The organism is Bifidobacterium asteroides, from assembly GCF_048001765.1.
Lineage (GTDB): Bacteria > Actinomycetota > Actinomycetes > Actinomycetales > Bifidobacteriaceae > Bombiscardovia > Bombiscardovia asteroides_K.
Map to the genome: position 1 here is coordinate 1,232,778 of NZ_CP181447.1, position 18,294 is coordinate 1,251,071.

Genomic DNA, 18,294 nt, shown 5'->3' on the forward strand with positions numbered 1-18,294 from the left:
ATCTCAGGACAGGACGGCGGAGTCCGGGCCGGAGCGGATCACGGTGGTGGTGGGCATGAGCCCGTCAGGAGCCATGACCGCCAGACCGGCCAGGCCAGCCTGGTTGACCGCGTCCACACTCAGGCGGGCATTCCAGATCAACCGGGAGGAGCCATGCTCGGAATCCTGATTCAGCCGTACAGCGGCCACCTGGTCACCCAAATCGTGGGTTGAAAGCTCATTGGCTCGACCTGCCTCAACAGTCAGCGAGCGCTCGCCCAGCTTGTTGCCCTTGTCATCGAATCCAACCAGTTCGGCCTTGATTGAATCCGCCGATGGGTTGACCAGGGTCAGCGCAGCCTGGGCAGGCTGGGATATGGTCAGGGCCGAGGAGGCGGCGGCAGTCCCGGCAGGGATCAGAGCCAGGTCGGACTGCGACTTGTCCTGACTGCCCTGGGCGGTCACCTGCAGGACCGCATGGACAGGCCGGTCGGTATGCACCTGCAGAGCCAGCTTGCCGTCGGGCACGCCACCCAGGTCCACCGCCGTGGCCTGAGAGCCCTGCAGATCCACCCGCCGCAAGGATTGCTGGCCGCCTTCATCCACCCAGGACAGGTCCACTGCCGTGGCATGGGAGCCCTGCAGAAGAAGGGTGGCCTGGTCTGCCCCGCGCAGGCCGGGAATGACCAGATCACGGCCAGGAGCCGCCAGGGCAGTCACCTGATCCGAGCCGCGCGGATCAAGCCCAGACATGACATTGACCGAGACCGACATGGCCACCGGTGCCTGTGAGCTGCGAGCCCGGACATAGATGGCCTGCTGTCCGGGAGCCGCCGCAGACAGGTCGTATGAGGCGTGGCCGCCGGGAGCCACGGTCATGGTCTTCCCGGTCTCCAGTGACAGATGGCCCGAGGAGTGCGAACCCTGGACCTCCAGGCTGATCACCGTGGCCTTGGATGACGGGTTGTAGACCACCAGCCGCTGGGTGGTCCCTCTGCTGGTGGCAGGCAGCAGGAAGTCCGCATTCATTACGGCCCGGGGGCATGCCAGCGCCTGGATTCCTCGAAGATCACCCTTGGTAGCCCAGGAGACCATGCCGACGGCAGCCCCTGTGCCCGGCTGGGACTTGAGCATCCGGGAATCAAAGGCAGTGGCCGAAGCACCAGGGTCGAGCGAGGCGGCCATGGCCTTCTGCCCGTCCAAGAGATCGGGATCAGTCACCGTGGTGCGTTGCCCGCCTGCCATTGGTGTCAGGCTGGAACTGCCGATGGATCCGAAAGCGGCGGCCGTGACACGGGAGCTCAGATCGCCCTCCGATGCCTTGAACTGATCATCGCCGACCTTGTCCTCGTCCGCTACCGCCATGCGAGCCGGGCAGTAAGCCGCCATCTCCCGCTGACTGACCTGGCTGGAAACGACAGTCGAACCCTGGGCACCATCAGCCAGGAAGGCCGGAGGCGTCCAGATCAGCAGGGCGGCAATCAGAACCGCCGCCAGGGGCACTGTGACCAGGGCGGCCATCAGGGATCCCTTGCTTCGTGCACTCATAGCTGTTCCTCTCCAAAGTATCCCGGACGCGGCAGTGCCACCAGGCAGTATCCCAGCAGGATCAGGCCCAGGGTCCATAGCCAGATCCTCCTCCAGGTGCTGGCCTCTGCTTGCGTCACCCCAGCCATGTCAACGCCCACATCCTTGCCGGCCTGCGAGCTCAGACGGAAATAGGTTCCCTGGGCGTTGGCTACCACCTGCTGGGCGCCATCGCTGGCGGTGATGTTGGAAACCAGGTCATCGTTGGGTGTGGACCCCAAGCCCGCCACCCCGTATCGGTCGACAGGCACATAGATTCCGCCGAAGCCCAGGTCGGTCACCGCAGCTACGGCCTTGGAGTCAGCGTTGGCCATCAGAGCTGCCGCCGAGTGCGAGAGGACATCCTCGCCGGTCAGCTGACTTCCATTGACCCTCTGTACCCGCAGGGAAGGCGAGGCATCGACCAGCTCTCCTCGCGAAGTGTGCAGACCGGTATAGGCTACGCGGCCATGGGAGGGCGAGGTCAGCACCAGCACCCGGTGGGATGGATCCTTGTCCAGGTAGTCCACCGCCACTGCCGGAAGCTGCCGGCCGTCGGCGGAAAGGGGGCCACCGACAGGCGCCGTCAGACCGACCAACGCCACGCCCGCAGCGACCAGGGCCAGGACCAGGCCCAGCAAGAGTCTCAGAATCCGTCCGCCACCATCAACCGCGACTGCTGACGTTGGGGAGGACTGTGCAGGAGGCAGGGGCGGACGATCAGCATCGTTGTCAGGGGTCTGATCATGCCCGGGGGCAAGGGGCGAGAAGGGACGGACAGCCCTGCCGGCCAGGAGGCCCAGACAGGTCAGCAACCCCATAAAGGCCATCATCACGCCAGGCAGGACCGAACCTGCCACTGGACCGGTTTCATCCAAACCGGTGCAGACCGCCTGCGAGGCCAGCCCCAGGACCAGGCCCAACAGAACCGTGATCCAGAGAATCCTGGCAGCCCTGAGCGCCCGGGGCACAACCAGAGCAACAAAGGCCAGCAGGGCCACCGTCAACAGGCAACAGGCAAGCGTGGCCGGACGCCAAAGCTCAGGTCGCCATCTGATGGGCCGCCAAGCCGAAACATCCAGGCCCAGCAGGCGGGCCAGCAGTTCTCCCAGACTTCCGGTTCTGGGCTGGCCAGTCAGGTCCCCCGAGGGAACCATCAGGTCTGCGAAAAGCTGCCTCCAAAGCCCATCCTTGGCATGATGCAGGGAGTTGACCAGGGTGGGCGCCAGAGCCAGCAGCGAAGGCAGGGGCATCAGCAGCAGCATGATTCGATGGGAGGGCACCAGGCAGATTGCCATGATGAAGAGCGGAATCATGGCCAATATGAGCTGAGGCTCGGCTGCCAGGACCGGCAGGAAGCAGATGGAGGCCAAAGCCGCCTGCTGCACCGAGGCCTTGGGGTGCACGGGGGCCTCGGTCTGATACAGTCCCACGGCCTTGAAAACGAAGGCAAAGGCGGCAGGCATGAAGGCCATGACCGTCAGCATGGGCAGCTGCAGACCATCCACGATGCCCAGGGCAAATGCCAAGCAGGCCCAGATCAACCCCAACAGCACACGAATGGGATTGGACCTGGTGACCACGCCGGCCAGGGCCCAGAAGGACAGAGCGGCCAGTCCCGTCTCCGCCAGAAGCATCAGGGCCATGGCCTGGGCCACGTGACCGCCGGTCAACAGAGCGAAAGGCAGGAGCACCAGGAGGAAGGGAGCAGGAACTGCGGGCTGTCCCACGCCTCCGGCCCAGGACCAGGAGGTCGTGGCCGCCGCCAAGAGACGGGACCAGTCAGCTCCTGACGAGGGCAGGGAGGGCGCATGGATGGCCCCTCCCGAGAAAATGGCTCTGCAGAGGGGCCAGTGGGTGGCCACCAAAGCCGCCAAGACCGCTAGGGTCATCCCTGAAGCCCAGGCCAGGCGACGCAGAAACTGCTGGCGCAGATGAGCCAGGGCCAGATGGCTGAGCATGGGATGTTCCTGCTGGTCGCGGAAGGCCTGCCTGCGCTGCCGCCACTGCCGGATCTGCTGACTGTTGGCCTGCAGAATGTCCAATCGGCGGGGACCGCCATGGCAGGCAGAGGCCAGACGACGACGCATGGTCAGCAAGGCTGCAGGACGGGCCAGAATCCGCCAGGGCGCGCACAGACGGCAGAGGGCCCGGTAGGGTCGCTTGCCGATAAGATCAACCGCCATGAACCACAACGCCGCCAGAACCCGCCAGAGCCAGACCAACGGCCACCGGGGCAGGGCAAAGTCGGTCAACAGGTAGCGTTCCCGAGCCAGTACGGGACCCATGGAGGCATCCAATCGGTGGTCAGGCGGCACCGACCGTCCATTCCGGTCACGCAATCCGTTTATCCGGGCGCTGGCATGGGCCATGTGAACGCTGGGCACCACCACCACCCGTCCTCCCGACAGGCAGATGCGACGGCAGAGGTCGTCGGCCTGGCCGAAAGTGCCAGCCCAGGCGCCTGGTCCACCCAGGTCCTTCATGGTCTGCATGGGCACCAGAGCGCCAGCCAGGCTCACCGCGAAGACATCCTGACGCGCGTCATACTGCTCCTGGTCGGGCTCGCTGTCCACTACCAGGCTCACCGTCCGGTGGTGGTAGGCATAACGACCCACGTCACGCAGTCCCTCGCCTTGCCAGTCATACTGCTTGGCGCCCAGCAGGGAGGCAGTGGGATTGCTGTGCCAGGTGTCCACCAGCTTGTCCAGGCAATGGCTATCCAATGGGCGGCAGTCGTCGTGTAGAAGCCAAAGAGCGCGGATCCGACCAGGCAGACGGGCATAGCCAAGCGCCTTGTCGACGGCATCGCCAAAGGAGGAGGCGCCTCGGGCGCGAACCACCTGCACTTCCACCCGCGCGGGCCCGTCCACCGGGAACTGCGCATAGAGGGGTTCCACAGTGGCCCCCGAGCAGTCGGCGATTACCAAGACCCTGGGCAGGAGGCTCTGTCGCAAGAGGGCACGCAGGGTATCCGGCAGGTAGGTCAGGTCATGCTCGACCGTGATCACCGCCGCCACAGCATCCTCTACATGAGGACTGGCGGCAGGCGAACATTCATTCATTATTGCAGAGAGGACCTGCCGGACATCCTGGGCTTGAGGCGCGACGAAACTCATGCGTTCCAGTCTACGCAATCCAGGTCACCGGATGCCTCGCTGCGGCACCTGCGGCGATTCAGACCTGACGCTGCGCGCGAATCCTCTTCTTGTAACGGCGGCGCTCCCGCTCACTCATGCCGCCCCAGATGCCAAAGCGCTCGTCATGTTCGACCGCCCAATCCAGGCACTGCTTTCGGACGGTGCAGTCGGCGCAGACCCGTTTGGCCTCCTGAGTGGAGCCTCCCTTACCCGGGAAGAATGCTTCCGGGTCGGTCTGTGCACAGAGCGCCTCGCTTCGCCAGGATGGTCCGATGTTGACTTCGAACCATTGCATCAGCGGCGTCAGCCTGTTTTTAGTTGTATTGCTGTATCGAGTGTCTACAAAACCACTCATAGCGACCCCCCAGTCCCTAGTGTGTTTTACACACTTTTATTACAGCCGCTGCGGGGGTCTTCTGTCAACCCCCAAATGACTGCAAGCGCAACTTAACAACACGTGGAGGAGACCGTATCGCCCGAAGAGGAGCTGCGGATGGGGGTCAGACTATACTGTGACTGGTTCAAGCACGCGCCAGCGCCATCCCGGTTCTTCCTGCCGGAATGGCCCCTACAGCGACAGCCGATGAGGAAGGCATACCATTGACGTCCCCAACCAGAAAGATGGGTCTGCCCAACATCAAGGCGGGCAGGAACGGCAAACCCCAGCACAGCGACGGGTTCCGCAGCAGCCACTCCCTGCGCACGGGCATCTGTCTGGCCCTCACCTTCGTTCTTTGCTTCCTGGCCTCGACCGTGGCAGCCTTCTGGACAGACATCAACGGACACATGCACGTGCTCGAGCCCATCAACCTGACCCAAGCCCACAAGGCCCCGGAAGATATCTACAAGGGCAAAACCCTGAACGTCCTGGTGTTGGGCCAGGACACCCGCGACGGCAAGGGCAATTCGGAGGTGGGCGGCAGCGGGGACGGCCTGGAGGAGAACCACCAGTCTGACACGGCCATGGTGGTCCAGATCGCCGCCGACCGCTCCTATGTGAACGTGGTCTCCATCCCCAGGGACTCCATTGTGAACGCCCCGGCCTGCGTCACCAGCAAGGGCGAGACCATCCCGGCCCGCCGCCAGGTCATGTTCAACTCCATCTTCGCCGAGGGCTACAACCAAGGCGGGGATGCGAATTCGGCCGCCAGCTGTTCCCTGGCTGCAGTCCGCTCCCTGACCGGCCTGGACATCCAGCAGTTCGTGGTGGCCGACTTCAACGGATTCAAATCCATCATCGACGCCCTTGGCGGGGTCGACGTATGCATCCCCAAGGACACCAAGGACAACTACACCGGCATTGACCTGAAGCGCGGTCTGCACCATCTGGACGGAACCCAGGCCACCGAGTACGCCCGAATGCGCCACGGCACCAGCGCCGACGGATCGGACATCATGCGCACCACCCGCCAGCAGTACCTAATCAAGAGCCTGGTCAACGAGGCCAAGACCGTCGACATCTATTCAGACCTGCCCAAGGCCTACCGTCTGGCCACCACCTCCATGTCAACCCTGCAGTTGAGCGAGGGGCTGGGCAGCTTCCAGACCTTGCTGGGCCTGGGCAACTCGCTCAAACACATAGACACCGCCCACATCTACGCGCGGACCATACCAGTCAAGGAATGGTCACAGGACCGCTACCGGGTAGTCTGGACCGAGCAGGCCGAAACCATCTGGCGCCTGCTGCGCCAGGGCAAGCCCTTGACCCAGGCCAATGAGGAAGCCGAGGCAGCCTCCTTGTCAAGCGCCTCCTCATCAGATACCCCCTCGTCAGATAATCGGACCCAAGGCACCCAAGGGGCGCAGGGGAAGGCTCAAACTCGGAGCAAGAGCTCTGAAACACAGTCCGCCACCCAGACCCCCTCTGCCTCCGCCACCGCTCTGCCCGATCCGGACCCGCGCACGGGACTGATTACCATGCCCAATAAGACCCTGATTGATCCGAGCACAGGGGGGATCGTCGACCCGAATGACGGGACCATCAAGGATGCGAACACCGGCCAATACATCGGCATGGCCGACCGCTACCTGTTCGCCACGGTCTGTGCGGTTCCGGCACAGAGATAGCCGATTTACTCCCTCGGGTCGTTCAGGCATGCTATTGCTTGCCTAGTCGGTCAAAGCTATGGAGGTTGAAGGCATGCGGACTGGTTCAGACCAAGGCGGACAAGAGCAGGAGCCACCCAGCTTCATGCCCTCCAGGCATCGTCGTCCCGAAACCACTTCCGGCGCACCCGCCGCCTCTGCCAGGCACAGCCGCAGACAGCAGGAGCTTCCAAGCTTTACTCCCTCCTCAGGCGGCGCGACTCAGCCGACGCAAGTCGACAGGACCCGAGCAGCCAGACGCACCAGCGGCTCTTCAAGAACCACGCCCAGACCGGCGACGCAGGCGGCTCCTGGCAGGAACGGCTGGGGCAACGGCGGTGGTCGAAGCAATCGGGGTAACCGGAGTATGGGCACCACTACTGCCATGGCCCACAAGCATCCAGTGCGCAGGTTCATAGGCATACTGCTCCTGGTCATCCTGTTGGCCCTGGTCGTACTGGCGGGTGGCGGATGGTTCTGGATCAATGCCAGGCTCAACCGCGAGCAAATGCTGACGGACGCCCCAGGCTCTGGAGCCACTACCTGGCTGCTGCTGGGGTCGGACCAGCGTGACGGCTCTCCGGGAGCCGGCCAGGATACCAGCATCACCGGTTTCCGTACCGACACCATCCTGGTGCTGACCAAGCCTCGGCACGGAGCTGCTTCACTGATCTCAGTCCCCCGTGACTCCTTGGTCAAAGAGGACGGGAGATACATGAAGATCAACGCCGTGGCATACACTTCAGGCTACCGGTCCCTGACCAGCCAGATCGAGGACATCACCGGCCATAAGGTCGACCATGTGGCTCTGATCCGCTTCGGAGGCCTGAGCAAGGTGGTCGATGCCATGGGTGGCGTCAATCTCTGCTATGACGCCGATGTCAACGACGCCAGATCAGGCATGGTCTGGTCCAAGGGCTGCCATCAGGCCGATGGCGGCATGGCCCTGGCCTTCACCCGCATGCGTTACTCGGATCCCAAGGGTGACTTCGGGCGTGCCGAGCGGCAACGTCAGGCCATCTCGGCCATCACCTCCAAGGCCCTGCAACCTTCGGTCCTGCTCAACCCCGTCACAGCCGGCAAGGTCCTTTCGGCGGGCCTGGATTCCTTGGTGGTGGATGAGCGGGCCAACGCCATAGACCTGGTGCGCATGGTTCTGGCCTTCCGAAGCGCCAGCGGCCCAAAGGGCGTCACCGGAAGCCTGTATTGGACCAACCCCAACTACTTCCCCAACAGACGGGTCGGCTCCACCGTTTTGCTGGATCAGGCCCGCAACACCGAGCTGTTCGACCAGTTGATCCAAGGCAGTCACGAGCCGGGCACCGTCGGGGGCATCTGACCGCCCATCCGGCAGGCGCCATCCACATTCGACCACATATCCGGTTCATTCTGGTAATCGGCAGCTGGATCTTTCATGCTGGAAGCATGACCAAAGCCCTTCTGTCAGCAACCGCAGTCACCTCATCGGGGGCGGTCGGTCCCGTGCCTTCGACCGAGACCGGGGATGACAAGCCACGCTCCGCCAACAAAGGTAGGTCCCGGGTCATTCTGACCCTGGTTGCGCAGACGGCTCCGGCTCTGGCACAGGCGGGCATGATCTGGTACGTGGTGGGCCAGGGCCGCTGGATGCTGCTCCTCCTTTTGATACCCAGCCTGACCGGCACCCTGGCCATGGTGCTTCTAAACCTGCTGCGAGCGCATCGTCAGCCATCACTTGCTTCCCCTGCCCGCGCGCAGTTGGCATACAGCCCAGCACCGGATCGTGCATCCCCATCGACGACAACAGAGGACCAGACCCGGCAGGACCTGGCTGAGCTGGCCGCTGATCCAGGTCTTCAGCTTGAGTCCCGACTGTCAAGATCTGGGGCTTCGGGAGCACATGGTCAGCTCTGGCAGGGCATCGTTCACGCCTGGCTTGCAGCATCAGGTTCCACAGCTCCGGCAGTCATTGGCATCCGTCCTGATCACAGTCCGTTAGTCATTGATCTGCCCCGCGACGGACCCCACGCCCTGGTGGCGGGTACCACCGGGTCAGGCAAATCGGTCTTTCTGCAGACCTGGTGTCTGGCTCTGGCCGCCAGCCAGCCGCCGGACCGGCTCAATCTGGTCCTGCTGGACTTCAAGGGCGGTGCCGGGTTCGGCCTGCTGGCCCGACTGCCGCACACCGTGGGTTGCGTGACCAATCTGGATCTGGACCGAGCGGTGCGGGCGCTGAACGGCCTTCAGCGGGAGTTGGAGCGACGTCAGCGGCTGGTTGCCAGAGCAGGAGTGGAGGACACTGCGCTGATGCCCGATCCACCGGCGCGCCTGGTGGTGGTCATCGACGAGTTCCAGGCCCTGCGCCAACTCCTGCCTGACTATCTGGATAGGCTGACCTCGCTGGCCTCCCAGGGCAGGTCCCTGGGTATGAACCTGGTGGCCTGCACCCAGCAGACCATGGGGCAGATCAGTGCTCAGATGCGGGCCAACATGAACCTAGGCATCTGTCTGCGGGTGCGCGATCCTCTGCAGTCCAGAGAGTTGCTGGGGTCCTCCTGCGCCACGGCGATCGACCCTGCCTGTCCAGGTCTGGGCTTCCTGGAGGAGGGCAGGGGCCCTCAGGCCTTCCGCACATGCCCAGCGGCTGACCCGCACTCCCTGGTGGATCAGATCATCAAAGCCAGTCGCTTCTGCGGCAGCCGGCCGCCAGCGCCGCTCTTCTCCCCTCCCCTGCCTGAGCACGATCCGTCCTGCGGTAAGACCCTCTGGCAGTCAGGACGGCCCCTGATACCCCTAGGACACATGGACGACGGGGTCCTGCTCCACCTCTATCGTCTGCCGCTGAGGGGTCATACGGCCCTGATCGGACCGCCAGGGCACGGCAAGAGCACCCTGCTGGCCCTCCTGGCTCGTTCCCTGCTCACCCTGATGAAGCCGGGAGCCCGACCAGAACCCAGCTTTGATCTGCGCGTCACACGTCGGACAGGTCATGGCTACAGCAGCCGGGACTTTCCAGGTCCGGTGCCGGCACCGCCTGACGGTCGTCAGGATGAAAACCGAGGACTGGTTTGGATTCTTGACGATGCCCAGGATCTGCTGGATCCGCTCTGCCGGGATCCTCTAGCCTCGCTTCTGCAGGAGGCGCTGGGACAGGAGGGAACCACCGTGGTCCTGGCTGTGGATGCGGCCAGCGCCCTGCGCAGACCGGAACGTTTCAGCCGCCGCCTGGTGTTCCCCTGTGGCGAACGGGGGGCCGACCTGGCAGCTGGCATCCCTGCCGATCAGCCGGCCACCCTATCCACCCGGGCCAGCGCCATTCCTGGACGGTGTCTGGTTCTGGAGGCAGGTCTCGCCATTCCGCTACAGGTGTTCTCTTTAGCCGTAAAACAAATGGACCCTTGAAAAAAGTCACTCATCGTGCTTATCTTGCATAGGGTAGTGATAAAGCATCGATAAAAACTTCTTGGAGGCTTAGGTAGATGAGTAATGCGTTTGATTGGCGCGCCAAGGCTGCTTGCCGTGACAAGGACCCTGAGCTGTTCTTCCCCGTCGGCAACACCGGTGCAGCCTATCAGCAGATCGAGGAGGCCAAGGCTGTCTGCAGGACCTGCAAGGTCATTGACGCCTGTCTGAAGTGCGCACTGGACACCAATCAGGATTATGGTGTCTGGGGCGGGCTGAGCGAGGACGAACGCAGGGCTCTGAAGCGCCGGGCCATGCGCGCGCGCAGGTCCCAGGCCATGCAGATGCAGTCCTGACTCCTTCCCGATTGCGCCAAACAGCAGAGGGGCGATGGCTCGATGCCATCGCCCCTTTCTTTTCCTGAAAAGTACCCTTCGCTAAAAGGTTCCCAGCATCACACGTCCTGAGCCACGCGCAGCTTGATGTTGATGACCACACGAGTGCCGCCATCACGGCGGGGCTCCCACTTGACTGTGCCGCCAAAGTCGTTGGTGACAAAGGTGTTGATGATCTGCGTGCCCAGACCGGACCCAGTGGCACGAGCCTGGCCCTGATCCGACTCGGTGCTGTAACCGTTGCCGTCATCCTCGACTACCACGTTGAGGTTGTTGCCGCCCCGGCCCACCGATATGGTGATATGCCCCTCGTCACGGCCCTCAAAGCCGTGTTCGACAGCGTTGTTGACCAGTTCGGTCAGTACCAGAGACAGGGGTGTGGCATCCTGGGCCGGCATCATCCCGAACTTGCCCACGTAGGAGATGGTGATGTGCTGGTCGCTGGTGGTGGCCAGGTCCACACTCATCTTGAGCAGGTTGGCGATCACCTTGTCGAAGTCCACAATCTCGTCGGCGGTCTGGCTGAGCCCCTCGTGGACCACGGCGATGGTCTGGACGCGGCGCTGGGCCTCCTCCAGCTCCTTGCGGACCTCGTCTGACTTGGTGCGCCTGGCCTGCAGCCGCAGCAGTGCTGACACGGCCTGGAGGTTGTTCTTGACCCGGTGGTGGATTTCGGAGATGGTGGCATCCTTGGTCTGCAGCTCCTTCTCACGGCGGCGCAGCTCGGTCACGTCCCGGCAGAGCACAATGGCGCCGGTCCTGCCCTGCTTGCCGTACAGGGGCAGGGAGCGCATGGAGACGGCCGATCCGTTGGCATCCAGCTCTGAATCCACGGCCGCCTTGCCCGACAGGACCAGCGGCAGGGAGTCGGGAACGGGATCGTTTTCCTGGAGCAGGGAGGTACCGATCTCGCTCAGGTACTGTCCGATCATGGTCTCCACCGAGCCCAGCCGGCGGAAGCAGCTGATGGCGTTGGGCGAGGCGTAACGCACCACACCGCTTGCCGTCAGCACAAAGAAGCCATCGGCCACCCTGGCGTTGTGCCGTTGGTTGAGCACTGAATCCGCGTAGGGGAACTCGCCGCGGGTGATCATCTCGAAGAGCTCCTTGCCCGCGTTGATGCTCTCGCTCTCGTAACGTCCGTTGGACTCGCGGGTAGCCATGTTGGTCTCACGGACCACCAGGCCCAGGGTTTTGCCTCGGTGACGGATAGGGGCAAAAACGTCGCATACCGTGGCGCGGCCGATGGTGCGCAGCTTGTTGGAACGCAACACCCCCTTGGACCGCATGGCGGCCTCCAGCTCTTCACGTTGATCCGCCGGGAAGTGCTCCCCCACCACATCCTCGGTCCGCAGGGACATGACCGTGGAGGGCCGGCACTGCTCGGCCACAGTGAACTCCCCCTCGCCCGTGCGCAGCAGGAGCAGCAGGTCGGCAAAGCTCAGATCGGCGATGACCTGCCAGTCGGCCACCAGGTGGTGGAGCCACTCACGGTCCTCCTCATTGCAGTCGTCGCAGGATGCCAGAATCTCGGAAAAATCAGCCATGCCCTCCATCATACAAAGGGCCCTGGGAAGCAGACAGGCGGGTCATGCCAAAGGCGATGATGACATGCGCGTCCAATACACAGGTCTGCGGTAGGGTGGTTCACGGATGTTTCGCCCCGGCGACCGGACCCGACAGGTCGGAGCCAGTCAAGGGGCCAAGGGAGGGCCATGGCAACCAGGACCAGCGAGGACGGCAGACCGCCCGAGGATCAGGAGGTCGATCCTGATCTCGAACGCCGCCGCCAGCAGCGTCGCCAGGAGCTGACCTACCTGCGAAAGGACGCAGAGGTGGCCCACGAGGCTCATCTGCAGGCCAAGGCTGATGCGGTGCGTGCCAAGGCCAAGGCCAAAGCTGCGCGGATCATGACCAAGGCCGAGATCAAGGCCTCACGGATCGAGGGCATCCCCGACATGGAGATCGAGCGCAAGGTCCGCCTGGATGTCCACGGCCGTCCCAAGCCCCTCTTGCGCGGCTGGATCCACGCTGTGGCCGCCCCCCTGGCTCTGGCAGCCGGCATCGTGCTGATCTGCCTGGCCCACGGCACTGGCCTCAAGCTGGCCTGTGCGGTCTTCATGGTCGCCTCGCTGGCCCTCTTCGGCAACTCGGCCCTCTACCATCTGGGCGACTGGACCCCGGGCACCACGGACGTGCTGCGCCGCCTGGACCACGTCAACATCTTCCTGCTCATCGCCGGCACCTACACGCCGATCTCCTTCGCACTGGACCCCTTCTGGCGGCGGATCATCATCCTGGGCATGTGGGGAGCCAGCCTGGTGGCCATGATCGTCCATGTCTTCTGGATCGATGCTCCCCGCTGGCTCTACACCCTGGTCTACGTGGTCTTCGGAGTCTCGGGGGTGGGCTTCCTGAAGCTCTTCTGGGACTCCCCCATGGCCGGTCCGCCTGTGGTGTGGCTGATCGTGGCCGGTGGCCTGGCCTACATCCTGGGGGCGATTGTCTACGGCCTGCGCCGGCCGGACCCCTGGCCCCGGGTATTCGGCTTCCACGAGATCTTCCACTGCGGCACGGTCATCGGCTACGCCTGCCATATCGTGGCCATCTACCTGGTGGTCTGCAACCTCCGCTGAGCAAATCCCCAGCCTGACTCAAGAATCGAAGAGTCATTCATAGACGAAGCCGCTCTCCGTCGACCATGGCGGGGAGCGGCTTCATTCAGGCCGGGTTGGGACAATGAGGGGTCGTCCCGCTACTTGAGGGGCTGGGCATCCTTGACGGTGACCGAGATGTCCTTGCCGTTGGGGGCCTTGTAGGTCACGGTCTGGCCTTTCTTGGCACCCATGAGGGCCGCGCCGATGGGCGACTCGGGGCTGATGACGTCGTAGTCGGTGGCCACGGTCAGATCCCTGGAGCCCAGCACATAGACCATTTCGTTGCCGGCCATGGTCAGGGTGACCAGGGAGCCATTGCCCACCGTGCCCGCCTTGGGCGCTTTGAGGATCTTGGCGTTGCGCAGCTTGACGATCAGCTCGTTGATTCGCCCCTCGTTCTTGCCCTGCTCCTCGCGGGCAGCCTGGTAGCCGCCGTTCTCGCTCAGATCCCCCTCGGCACGAGCCGCCGCGATGCGTTCGGTGATCTCGTCGCGGTATTCGCCCTGACGGTGGTCAAGCTCCTCCTTCAGCTTGTCGTAAGCGGCCTGTGTCAGCAGAATCGTCTTTTCCTCAGCCATGTGATTCCTCCTTGTTTGATGCACTTGTCTCGTGGCCCGACCTGAACAGCGAAGTCAATGGTATGAAAAAGGCGCCGGCCCTCACCGGCGCCTTGGAGACCCTTGTCTACCGTGTCGATATGATGTCGATCACGAAAACCAGGGTATCGTCGCCGCCGATGCCCGCCTGGGGCATCCCCTGACGACCATATCCGTACTCCGGCGGAATGGAGACCACCAACCTGGACCCCACGTTGTGACCGGGCACCGTCTGGTCCCAGCCGCGAATGACCTGCCCCACGCCAATGCCGAAGCTGGCCGGCTGATGACGCTGGAAACTGGAGTCGAAGACCTGATCCGAACCCCAAACGACACCGTGATAATTGACGGTGACGGTATCGCCCTTGCGGACGACCGGCCCGTCCCCCTCGACCAGCTCCACGGCGCGCAGCCCGCTGGGCGCCGGACCATGGAAGGTTATGGTCGGCGTGGCGCCGAATTCGGCGTTCACCTCGGGCATGGATTGGTCACTCATGACAACTCCTTTGGTTTTCTTGCGTACCAGAGTATCGGTTCGTCGGCCGGCTGACAAGTTGCGACACTGCCGTCCAAGCCGATGAGGCCTTGGTGCCCCGGGTGGGAATCGAACCCACAAGCCGGTGAAGGCGGCGGATTTTAAGTCCGATGCGTATACCATTTCGCCACCGGGGCCATAACCCATAACGCCTTAGTATATCATTCGCGCAGGAGGGCCCGACCGTAGTCCAGGACCAGACCATCCAGGAGGCCGTGCTCGCTGGCCACATAGGTTCCCGAAGCCAGCGCACTCGGACTGGCCTGGCCCAGGCGCTCCAGCAGGCGGCTCCAGATCAGGGCCCCACCGCCGATAACATCCACACGACCGGGATGAATGGCCTTGAGCTCCCGACGCCCCTGCCGGCTCATGTTCAGCACCTGGTTGTCAACCCGCCGGGCCGCATCGACAGAAATGGACCGGCCGTCGACTGCATGGCGATCATAAACCTGGCATCCCAGGGCCAGGGCGCTCATGGTGGTGACTGTGCCGGAGACTCCGATTACACTGCCTACCCCGGATACAGGGACCTGACCGAAGGCCTGGTCGATCCAGCCGTCAACATCCTCAAGCGCCTGGTCGATCTGCTCCTGGCTGGGCGGATCGTCCAGCAGATGACGCTCGGTCATCCGGACAGAGCCGATGTTCATGGAGTAGGAGGCCCTGACCTGGTCGACGGGCAGATCGCTCCCGTCCCCGCCCAGGACCAGCTCGGTGGAGCCTCCACCCAGGTCGACAACCAGGTAGGGCGCAGGAGGCATGCCGTCGCTGCCCCGCTGCTCCAGCACACTGACCGCTCCTAGAAAACTCAGCGAAGCCTCCTGGGAGCCGCTGATGACCTCGGGCGTAACCCCCAGGATGGAGCGCACCCCCTCTTCGAAACTTTCACGGTTGTCGGCATCCCTGGTGGCCGAAGTGGCCACAAAGCGCAGGCCATCCACCGGGTGCTCCTGCAGTTGCTGGGCGAAGAGCCGACAGGCCTCAAAGGCCCGCTCCAAGGCCTGATCGGAGAAGCGGTGATTGCGGTCCACGCCCTCCCCCAGCCGGATGACGCGCATCAGCCTGGGAGCCACCGGATGGAGCCCCTGTCGGTCCACCTGGGCTATCAGCAGACGTATGGAGTTGGTGCCGCAGTCCACGCCCGCCACTGTCACCTGATCCATGGAAACCCCCTTCATCGCTTCTCTTGCCGGTCCTCTTGTATGGATGCCTCGGCCCAGGGCTGGGCGCACCTACAGACATGCGGATCGAACACCTGGCGTACCTGGCCCAGAACCCGGTCGCCCAAGGGATTGACCCCGGGACCCATAACCAGAGACTGGGCGGTCAGAGCATGCAGACACTTGACCCGCTTGGGCATGCCCCCAGCCGAGATTCCGGCTATGTGACTCTCGTCGTCGCCCAGCCGCTGAGCCAGGGCAGAGCGGAAGGCCAGATAGAGCTCGTGGGCCCTGTGATAGGCGCTGGCCAGATCAGGATCCGAACCAAGCTCGGTATTCCAGTCGGACATGATGCCGTCGGCCTCCAGCCGGGAGACGGCCTTGACAGCCTCGGGGCTGGTCAGATAGCAGGTGGTCGGAAAGGGTGTGCCATCCTCCAGCTGAGGCCGGGTAACCACGGCCAGGGGGTTGCCACAGACGCAGCGGGCGCCCACGGCCACCATGCCCCGCGGAAAACGTCCCAGCTGCTGGTTAACAACGGCTATCTGATCCGGTGTGGCCGGCGTCGCCAGAAGCTCCTGGGCTCGATCTCTTACCATGGCCAGGTCCCGGTCAGTAACCAGGCCGGAGGCTTTAGGTTCGACCCGGACCTTGTCTACGGCTTGAGATTCCACTGCTGTCTGGGGCCTTTCCTGGGCCTTGATCACGCTGTCCTCATCTTTCCTGATGGTTTGCTGCTGCTAAGTCCATTAACCGTTGGCGCGACGAAATCCGAGCCTTCGGAGTTCACTGCGTTCCCACGCCCTTGGATGGAGAGGGACCATCAGGGCCACCTGGGCTGTTGGAACCAGTCGGACTGGCGGATCCGCTCGGACTGGCTCCGTCGCCTGGTTGCTGACCTGTGCCCCCCTTGCTCCCATTGGCAGCCGGATCCTGGTCGGCCTTGGCAAAGGAGTAGGCCATCTCCTGATACCAGGGCAGGGAGTTCTTCCTAGGGGCCCGGACCCCCTTGCTTCCGGCCTGGTCCTTGTCCTTGCTGCCCGTAACCGCCTCCGGATGCAGGACCCGGATGGCTTCCTCGTCGGGGAAGACGAATCCCAGCCGGTCCCGGGCCTGGGCGGTCACATAGGCCTTGTCGTCCCAGCGCCGGATCTGGTTCTCCAGGTCACGTTTGTGCTCGACAAGCTGGGCCTGCTGGTTGCGCAGGCCGTTGAGCTCGGAAAGATTGATGGCGTAGGCGTGGAAGGTGGAGACCAGCTGGATCAGCCCCAGAGCCACGATGATGACCGCTACAAAGAAGGTGATGGGTCCCGACGACCGCCTGCTTGTCCGCCGGTCGGCGCCGTCACGTTTGTTCTTGGCCATACCCATAAAAATACCCGCGGCAGCCGACGCGGACCGCCACGGGTGAAAGACTTCACAGTCGGGTCAAAACCTGCAAAGGCTCCGTCCCAACCGGCAAGGCCTTACTTGATGTACTTCTTGCAGGCCTTGAAGGCGCTGTAGCCCGCGTACTCGGCGGTGGAGCCCAGCTCCTCCTCGATCTCCAGCAGACGGTTGTACTTGGCGATGCGCTCGCCACGGGCCGGAGCACCGGTCTTGATCTGGCGGGTGTTCTTGGCCACGGCCAGGTCGGCGATGGTGGTGTCGGAGGTCTCGCCGGAACGGTGGGAAACCATGGAGGTGAACCCGTTGGCGGTGGCCAGCTCGATGGCATCCAGGGTCTCGGTCACGGTGCCGATCTGGTTGAGCTTGACCAGCAGGGAGTTGGCGGCCTTCAGGTCGATGCCCTTCTGCAGCCTCTTCGGGTTGGTCACCAGCAGGTCGTCGCCCACGAACTGCAGGCGGTCGCCCATGGCGGCGGTGATCTTCTGCCAGGCGCCCCAGTCCTCCTCAGCGAAGGGATCCTCGATGGAGACCAGCGGGTAGCGCTCGACCAGGCCCTGGTAGTAGTCCAGCATGTAGTCGGCGTCGCGATCCTCGCCGTCGAAGTGGTACTTGTCGGTGTCCTTGTTGTAGAACTCCGAAGAGGCCACGTCCAGGCAGAGGCCGATCTGCTTGCCGGGCTCGTAGCCGGCAGCTTCAATGGCGTCGACGATGTACTTCAAGGAGTCCTCGTTGGACTTCATCTTGGGGGCAAAGCCACCCTCGTCGCCCAGGCCGGTCTCGTGGCCGTCCTTCTTCAGGATGCCCTTGAGGGTGTGGTAGACCTCGACACCGGCGCGCAGGGCCTCCCGGTAGGAGTCGAAGCCGTAGGGGGAGATCATGTACTCCTGGATGTCGGTGGCGAAGTCAGCGTGGGCGCCGCCGTTCATGATGTTCATGTTGGGCACAGGCAGGATATGGCCGTTGGTGCCGCCCAGGTAACGGTAGAGAGGCAGTTCGGCGGACTCGGCGGCCGCATAGAGTGCAGCCAGGGAGACGCCCAGAATGGCGTTGGCACCCAGCTTGCCCTTGTTGGGGGTGCCGTCCAGATCAATCATGGTCTCGTCCAGGGCGCGCTGATCGGTGGCGTCCATACCGATGACATTGGGAGCGATGGTCTCATTGACCGCCTTGACGGCGTCCAGCACACCCTTGCCCTGATAGCGCTTCTTGTCGCCATCCCTACGTTCCCAGGCCTCGGCCTCGCCGGTGGAGGCACCGGAGGGAACCAGACCACGCCCCTCGGCGCCGTCCTCAGTCTGCAGAACGACCTCGACGGTCGGGTTGCCACGGGAATCAAGAATTTCGCGCGCGAACACGCTTTCAATTGCTGCCACAACTGCTCCTTCAATAAGTTGTTGTGATGTCTCTTACA

15 protein-coding genes and 1 tRNA gene are annotated in these 18,294 nt (G+C 63.6%); 5 read left to right on the forward strand and 11 right to left on the reverse strand.

The annotated features are described in order from the left end of the window. Positions 1-3: 3 nt before the first annotated feature. From ACNAOV_RS04875 to ACNAOV_RS04885, 3 genes are read right to left on the reverse strand one after another with little or no spacing between them, the layout of a single operon-like run. Positions 4-1,527: a DUF5719 family protein gene (locus ACNAOV_RS04875; RefSeq protein ID WP_416516828.1), complete on the reverse strand. Its 1,524-nt coding sequence runs from the start codon at positions 1,525-1,527 to the stop codon at positions 4-6. Continuing rightward, positions 1,524-4,664, reverse strand: coding sequence for a glycosyltransferase (locus ACNAOV_RS04880; RefSeq protein ID WP_416516829.1), 3,141 nt, complete (start codon positions 4,662-4,664; stop codon positions 1,524-1,526). The genes ACNAOV_RS04875 and ACNAOV_RS04880 overlap by 4 nt, the downstream gene beginning before the upstream one ends. Positions 4,665-4,722: 58 nt before the next feature. Beyond that, positions 4,723-4,980: a WhiB family transcriptional regulator gene (locus ACNAOV_RS04885; RefSeq protein WP_416518154.1), complete on the reverse strand. Its 258-nt coding sequence runs from the start codon at positions 4,978-4,980 to the stop codon at positions 4,723-4,725. A gap of 305 nt (positions 4,981-5,285) precedes the next feature. Here ACNAOV_RS04885 and ACNAOV_RS04890 point away from each other — a divergent pair, with 305 nt between their 5' ends. From ACNAOV_RS04890 to ACNAOV_RS04905, 4 genes are all read left to right on the forward strand, one after another. After that, entirely contained in the window at positions 5,286-6,752 is a 1,467-nt protein-coding gene (locus tag ACNAOV_RS04890) for an LCP family protein (RefSeq protein ID WP_416516830.1), read from the forward strand. A 73-nt stretch (positions 6,753-6,825) separates the two neighbouring features. Next, on the forward strand, positions 6,826-8,109 hold the full coding sequence (locus tag ACNAOV_RS04895) for an LCP family protein (RefSeq protein WP_416516831.1): 1,284 nt from the start codon (positions 6,826-6,828) through the stop codon (positions 8,107-8,109). Positions 8,110-8,195: 86 nt separating this feature from the next. Continuing rightward, entirely contained in the window at positions 8,196-10,151 is a 1,956-nt protein-coding gene (locus tag ACNAOV_RS04900) for an FtsK/SpoIIIE domain-containing protein (protein WP_416516832.1), read from the forward strand. A 77-nt stretch (positions 10,152-10,228) separates the two neighbouring features. Beyond that, positions 10,229-10,507 carry a WhiB family transcriptional regulator gene (locus ACNAOV_RS04905; protein ID WP_015021978.1) on the forward strand — a complete coding sequence of 93 codons (279 nt, stop codon included), beginning with the start codon at positions 10,229-10,231 and terminating at the stop codon, positions 10,505-10,507. 98 nt (positions 10,508-10,605) lie between these two features. Here ACNAOV_RS04905 and ACNAOV_RS04910 read toward each other — a convergent pair whose 3' ends face one another. Next, positions 10,606-12,093 carry a sensor histidine kinase gene (locus ACNAOV_RS04910; protein ID WP_416516833.1) on the reverse strand — a complete coding sequence of 496 codons (1,488 nt, stop codon included), beginning with the start codon at positions 12,091-12,093 and terminating at the stop codon, positions 10,606-10,608. A gap of 168 nt (positions 12,094-12,261) precedes the next feature. On the opposite strand from ACNAOV_RS04910, the gene trhA reads away from it, so the two are divergent. Further along, complete coding sequence (trhA, locus tag ACNAOV_RS04915; RefSeq protein WP_416516834.1) at positions 12,262-13,182, forward strand: PAQR family membrane homeostasis protein TrhA; 921 nt, start codon at positions 12,262-12,264, stop codon at positions 13,180-13,182. Between the two features lie 119 nt (positions 13,183-13,301). Here trhA and ACNAOV_RS04920 read toward each other — a convergent pair whose 3' ends face one another. The 7 genes from ACNAOV_RS04920 to eno all read right to left on the reverse strand — a co-directional run bounded on the left by ACNAOV_RS04920 (position 13,302) and on the right by eno (position 18,256). Next, a complete protein-coding gene (locus ACNAOV_RS04920; protein ID WP_024627331.1) occupies positions 13,302-13,781 on the reverse strand; it encodes a GreA/GreB family elongation factor in 480 nt (159 codons plus the stop codon). 106 nt (positions 13,782-13,887) lie between these two features. Continuing rightward, entirely contained in the window at positions 13,888-14,295 is a 408-nt protein-coding gene (locus tag ACNAOV_RS04925) for an FKBP-type peptidyl-prolyl cis-trans isomerase (RefSeq protein WP_024627330.1), read from the reverse strand. Between the two features lie 90 nt (positions 14,296-14,385). Continuing rightward, positions 14,386-14,471, reverse strand: a tRNA-Leu gene (locus ACNAOV_RS04930). A 24-nt stretch (positions 14,472-14,495) separates the two neighbouring features. Continuing rightward, positions 14,496-15,497 carry a Ppx/GppA family phosphatase gene (locus ACNAOV_RS04935; protein WP_416516835.1) on the reverse strand — a complete coding sequence of 334 codons (1,002 nt, stop codon included), beginning with the start codon at positions 15,495-15,497 and terminating at the stop codon, positions 14,496-14,498. Between the two features lie 11 nt (positions 15,498-15,508). Beyond that, positions 15,509-16,117, reverse strand: coding sequence for a DUF501 domain-containing protein (locus tag ACNAOV_RS04940; protein WP_416518155.1), 609 nt, complete (start codon positions 16,115-16,117; stop codon positions 15,509-15,511). A 163-nt stretch (positions 16,118-16,280) separates the two neighbouring features. Next, entirely contained in the window at positions 16,281-16,865 is a 585-nt protein-coding gene (locus ACNAOV_RS04945; RefSeq protein WP_416516836.1) for an FtsB family cell division protein, read from the reverse strand. A gap of 95 nt (positions 16,866-16,960) precedes the next feature. After that, entirely contained in the window at positions 16,961-18,256 is a 1,296-nt protein-coding gene (gene eno, locus ACNAOV_RS04950; protein WP_416516837.1) for a phosphopyruvate hydratase, read from the reverse strand. Between the last annotated feature and the right edge of the window lie 38 nt (positions 18,257-18,294).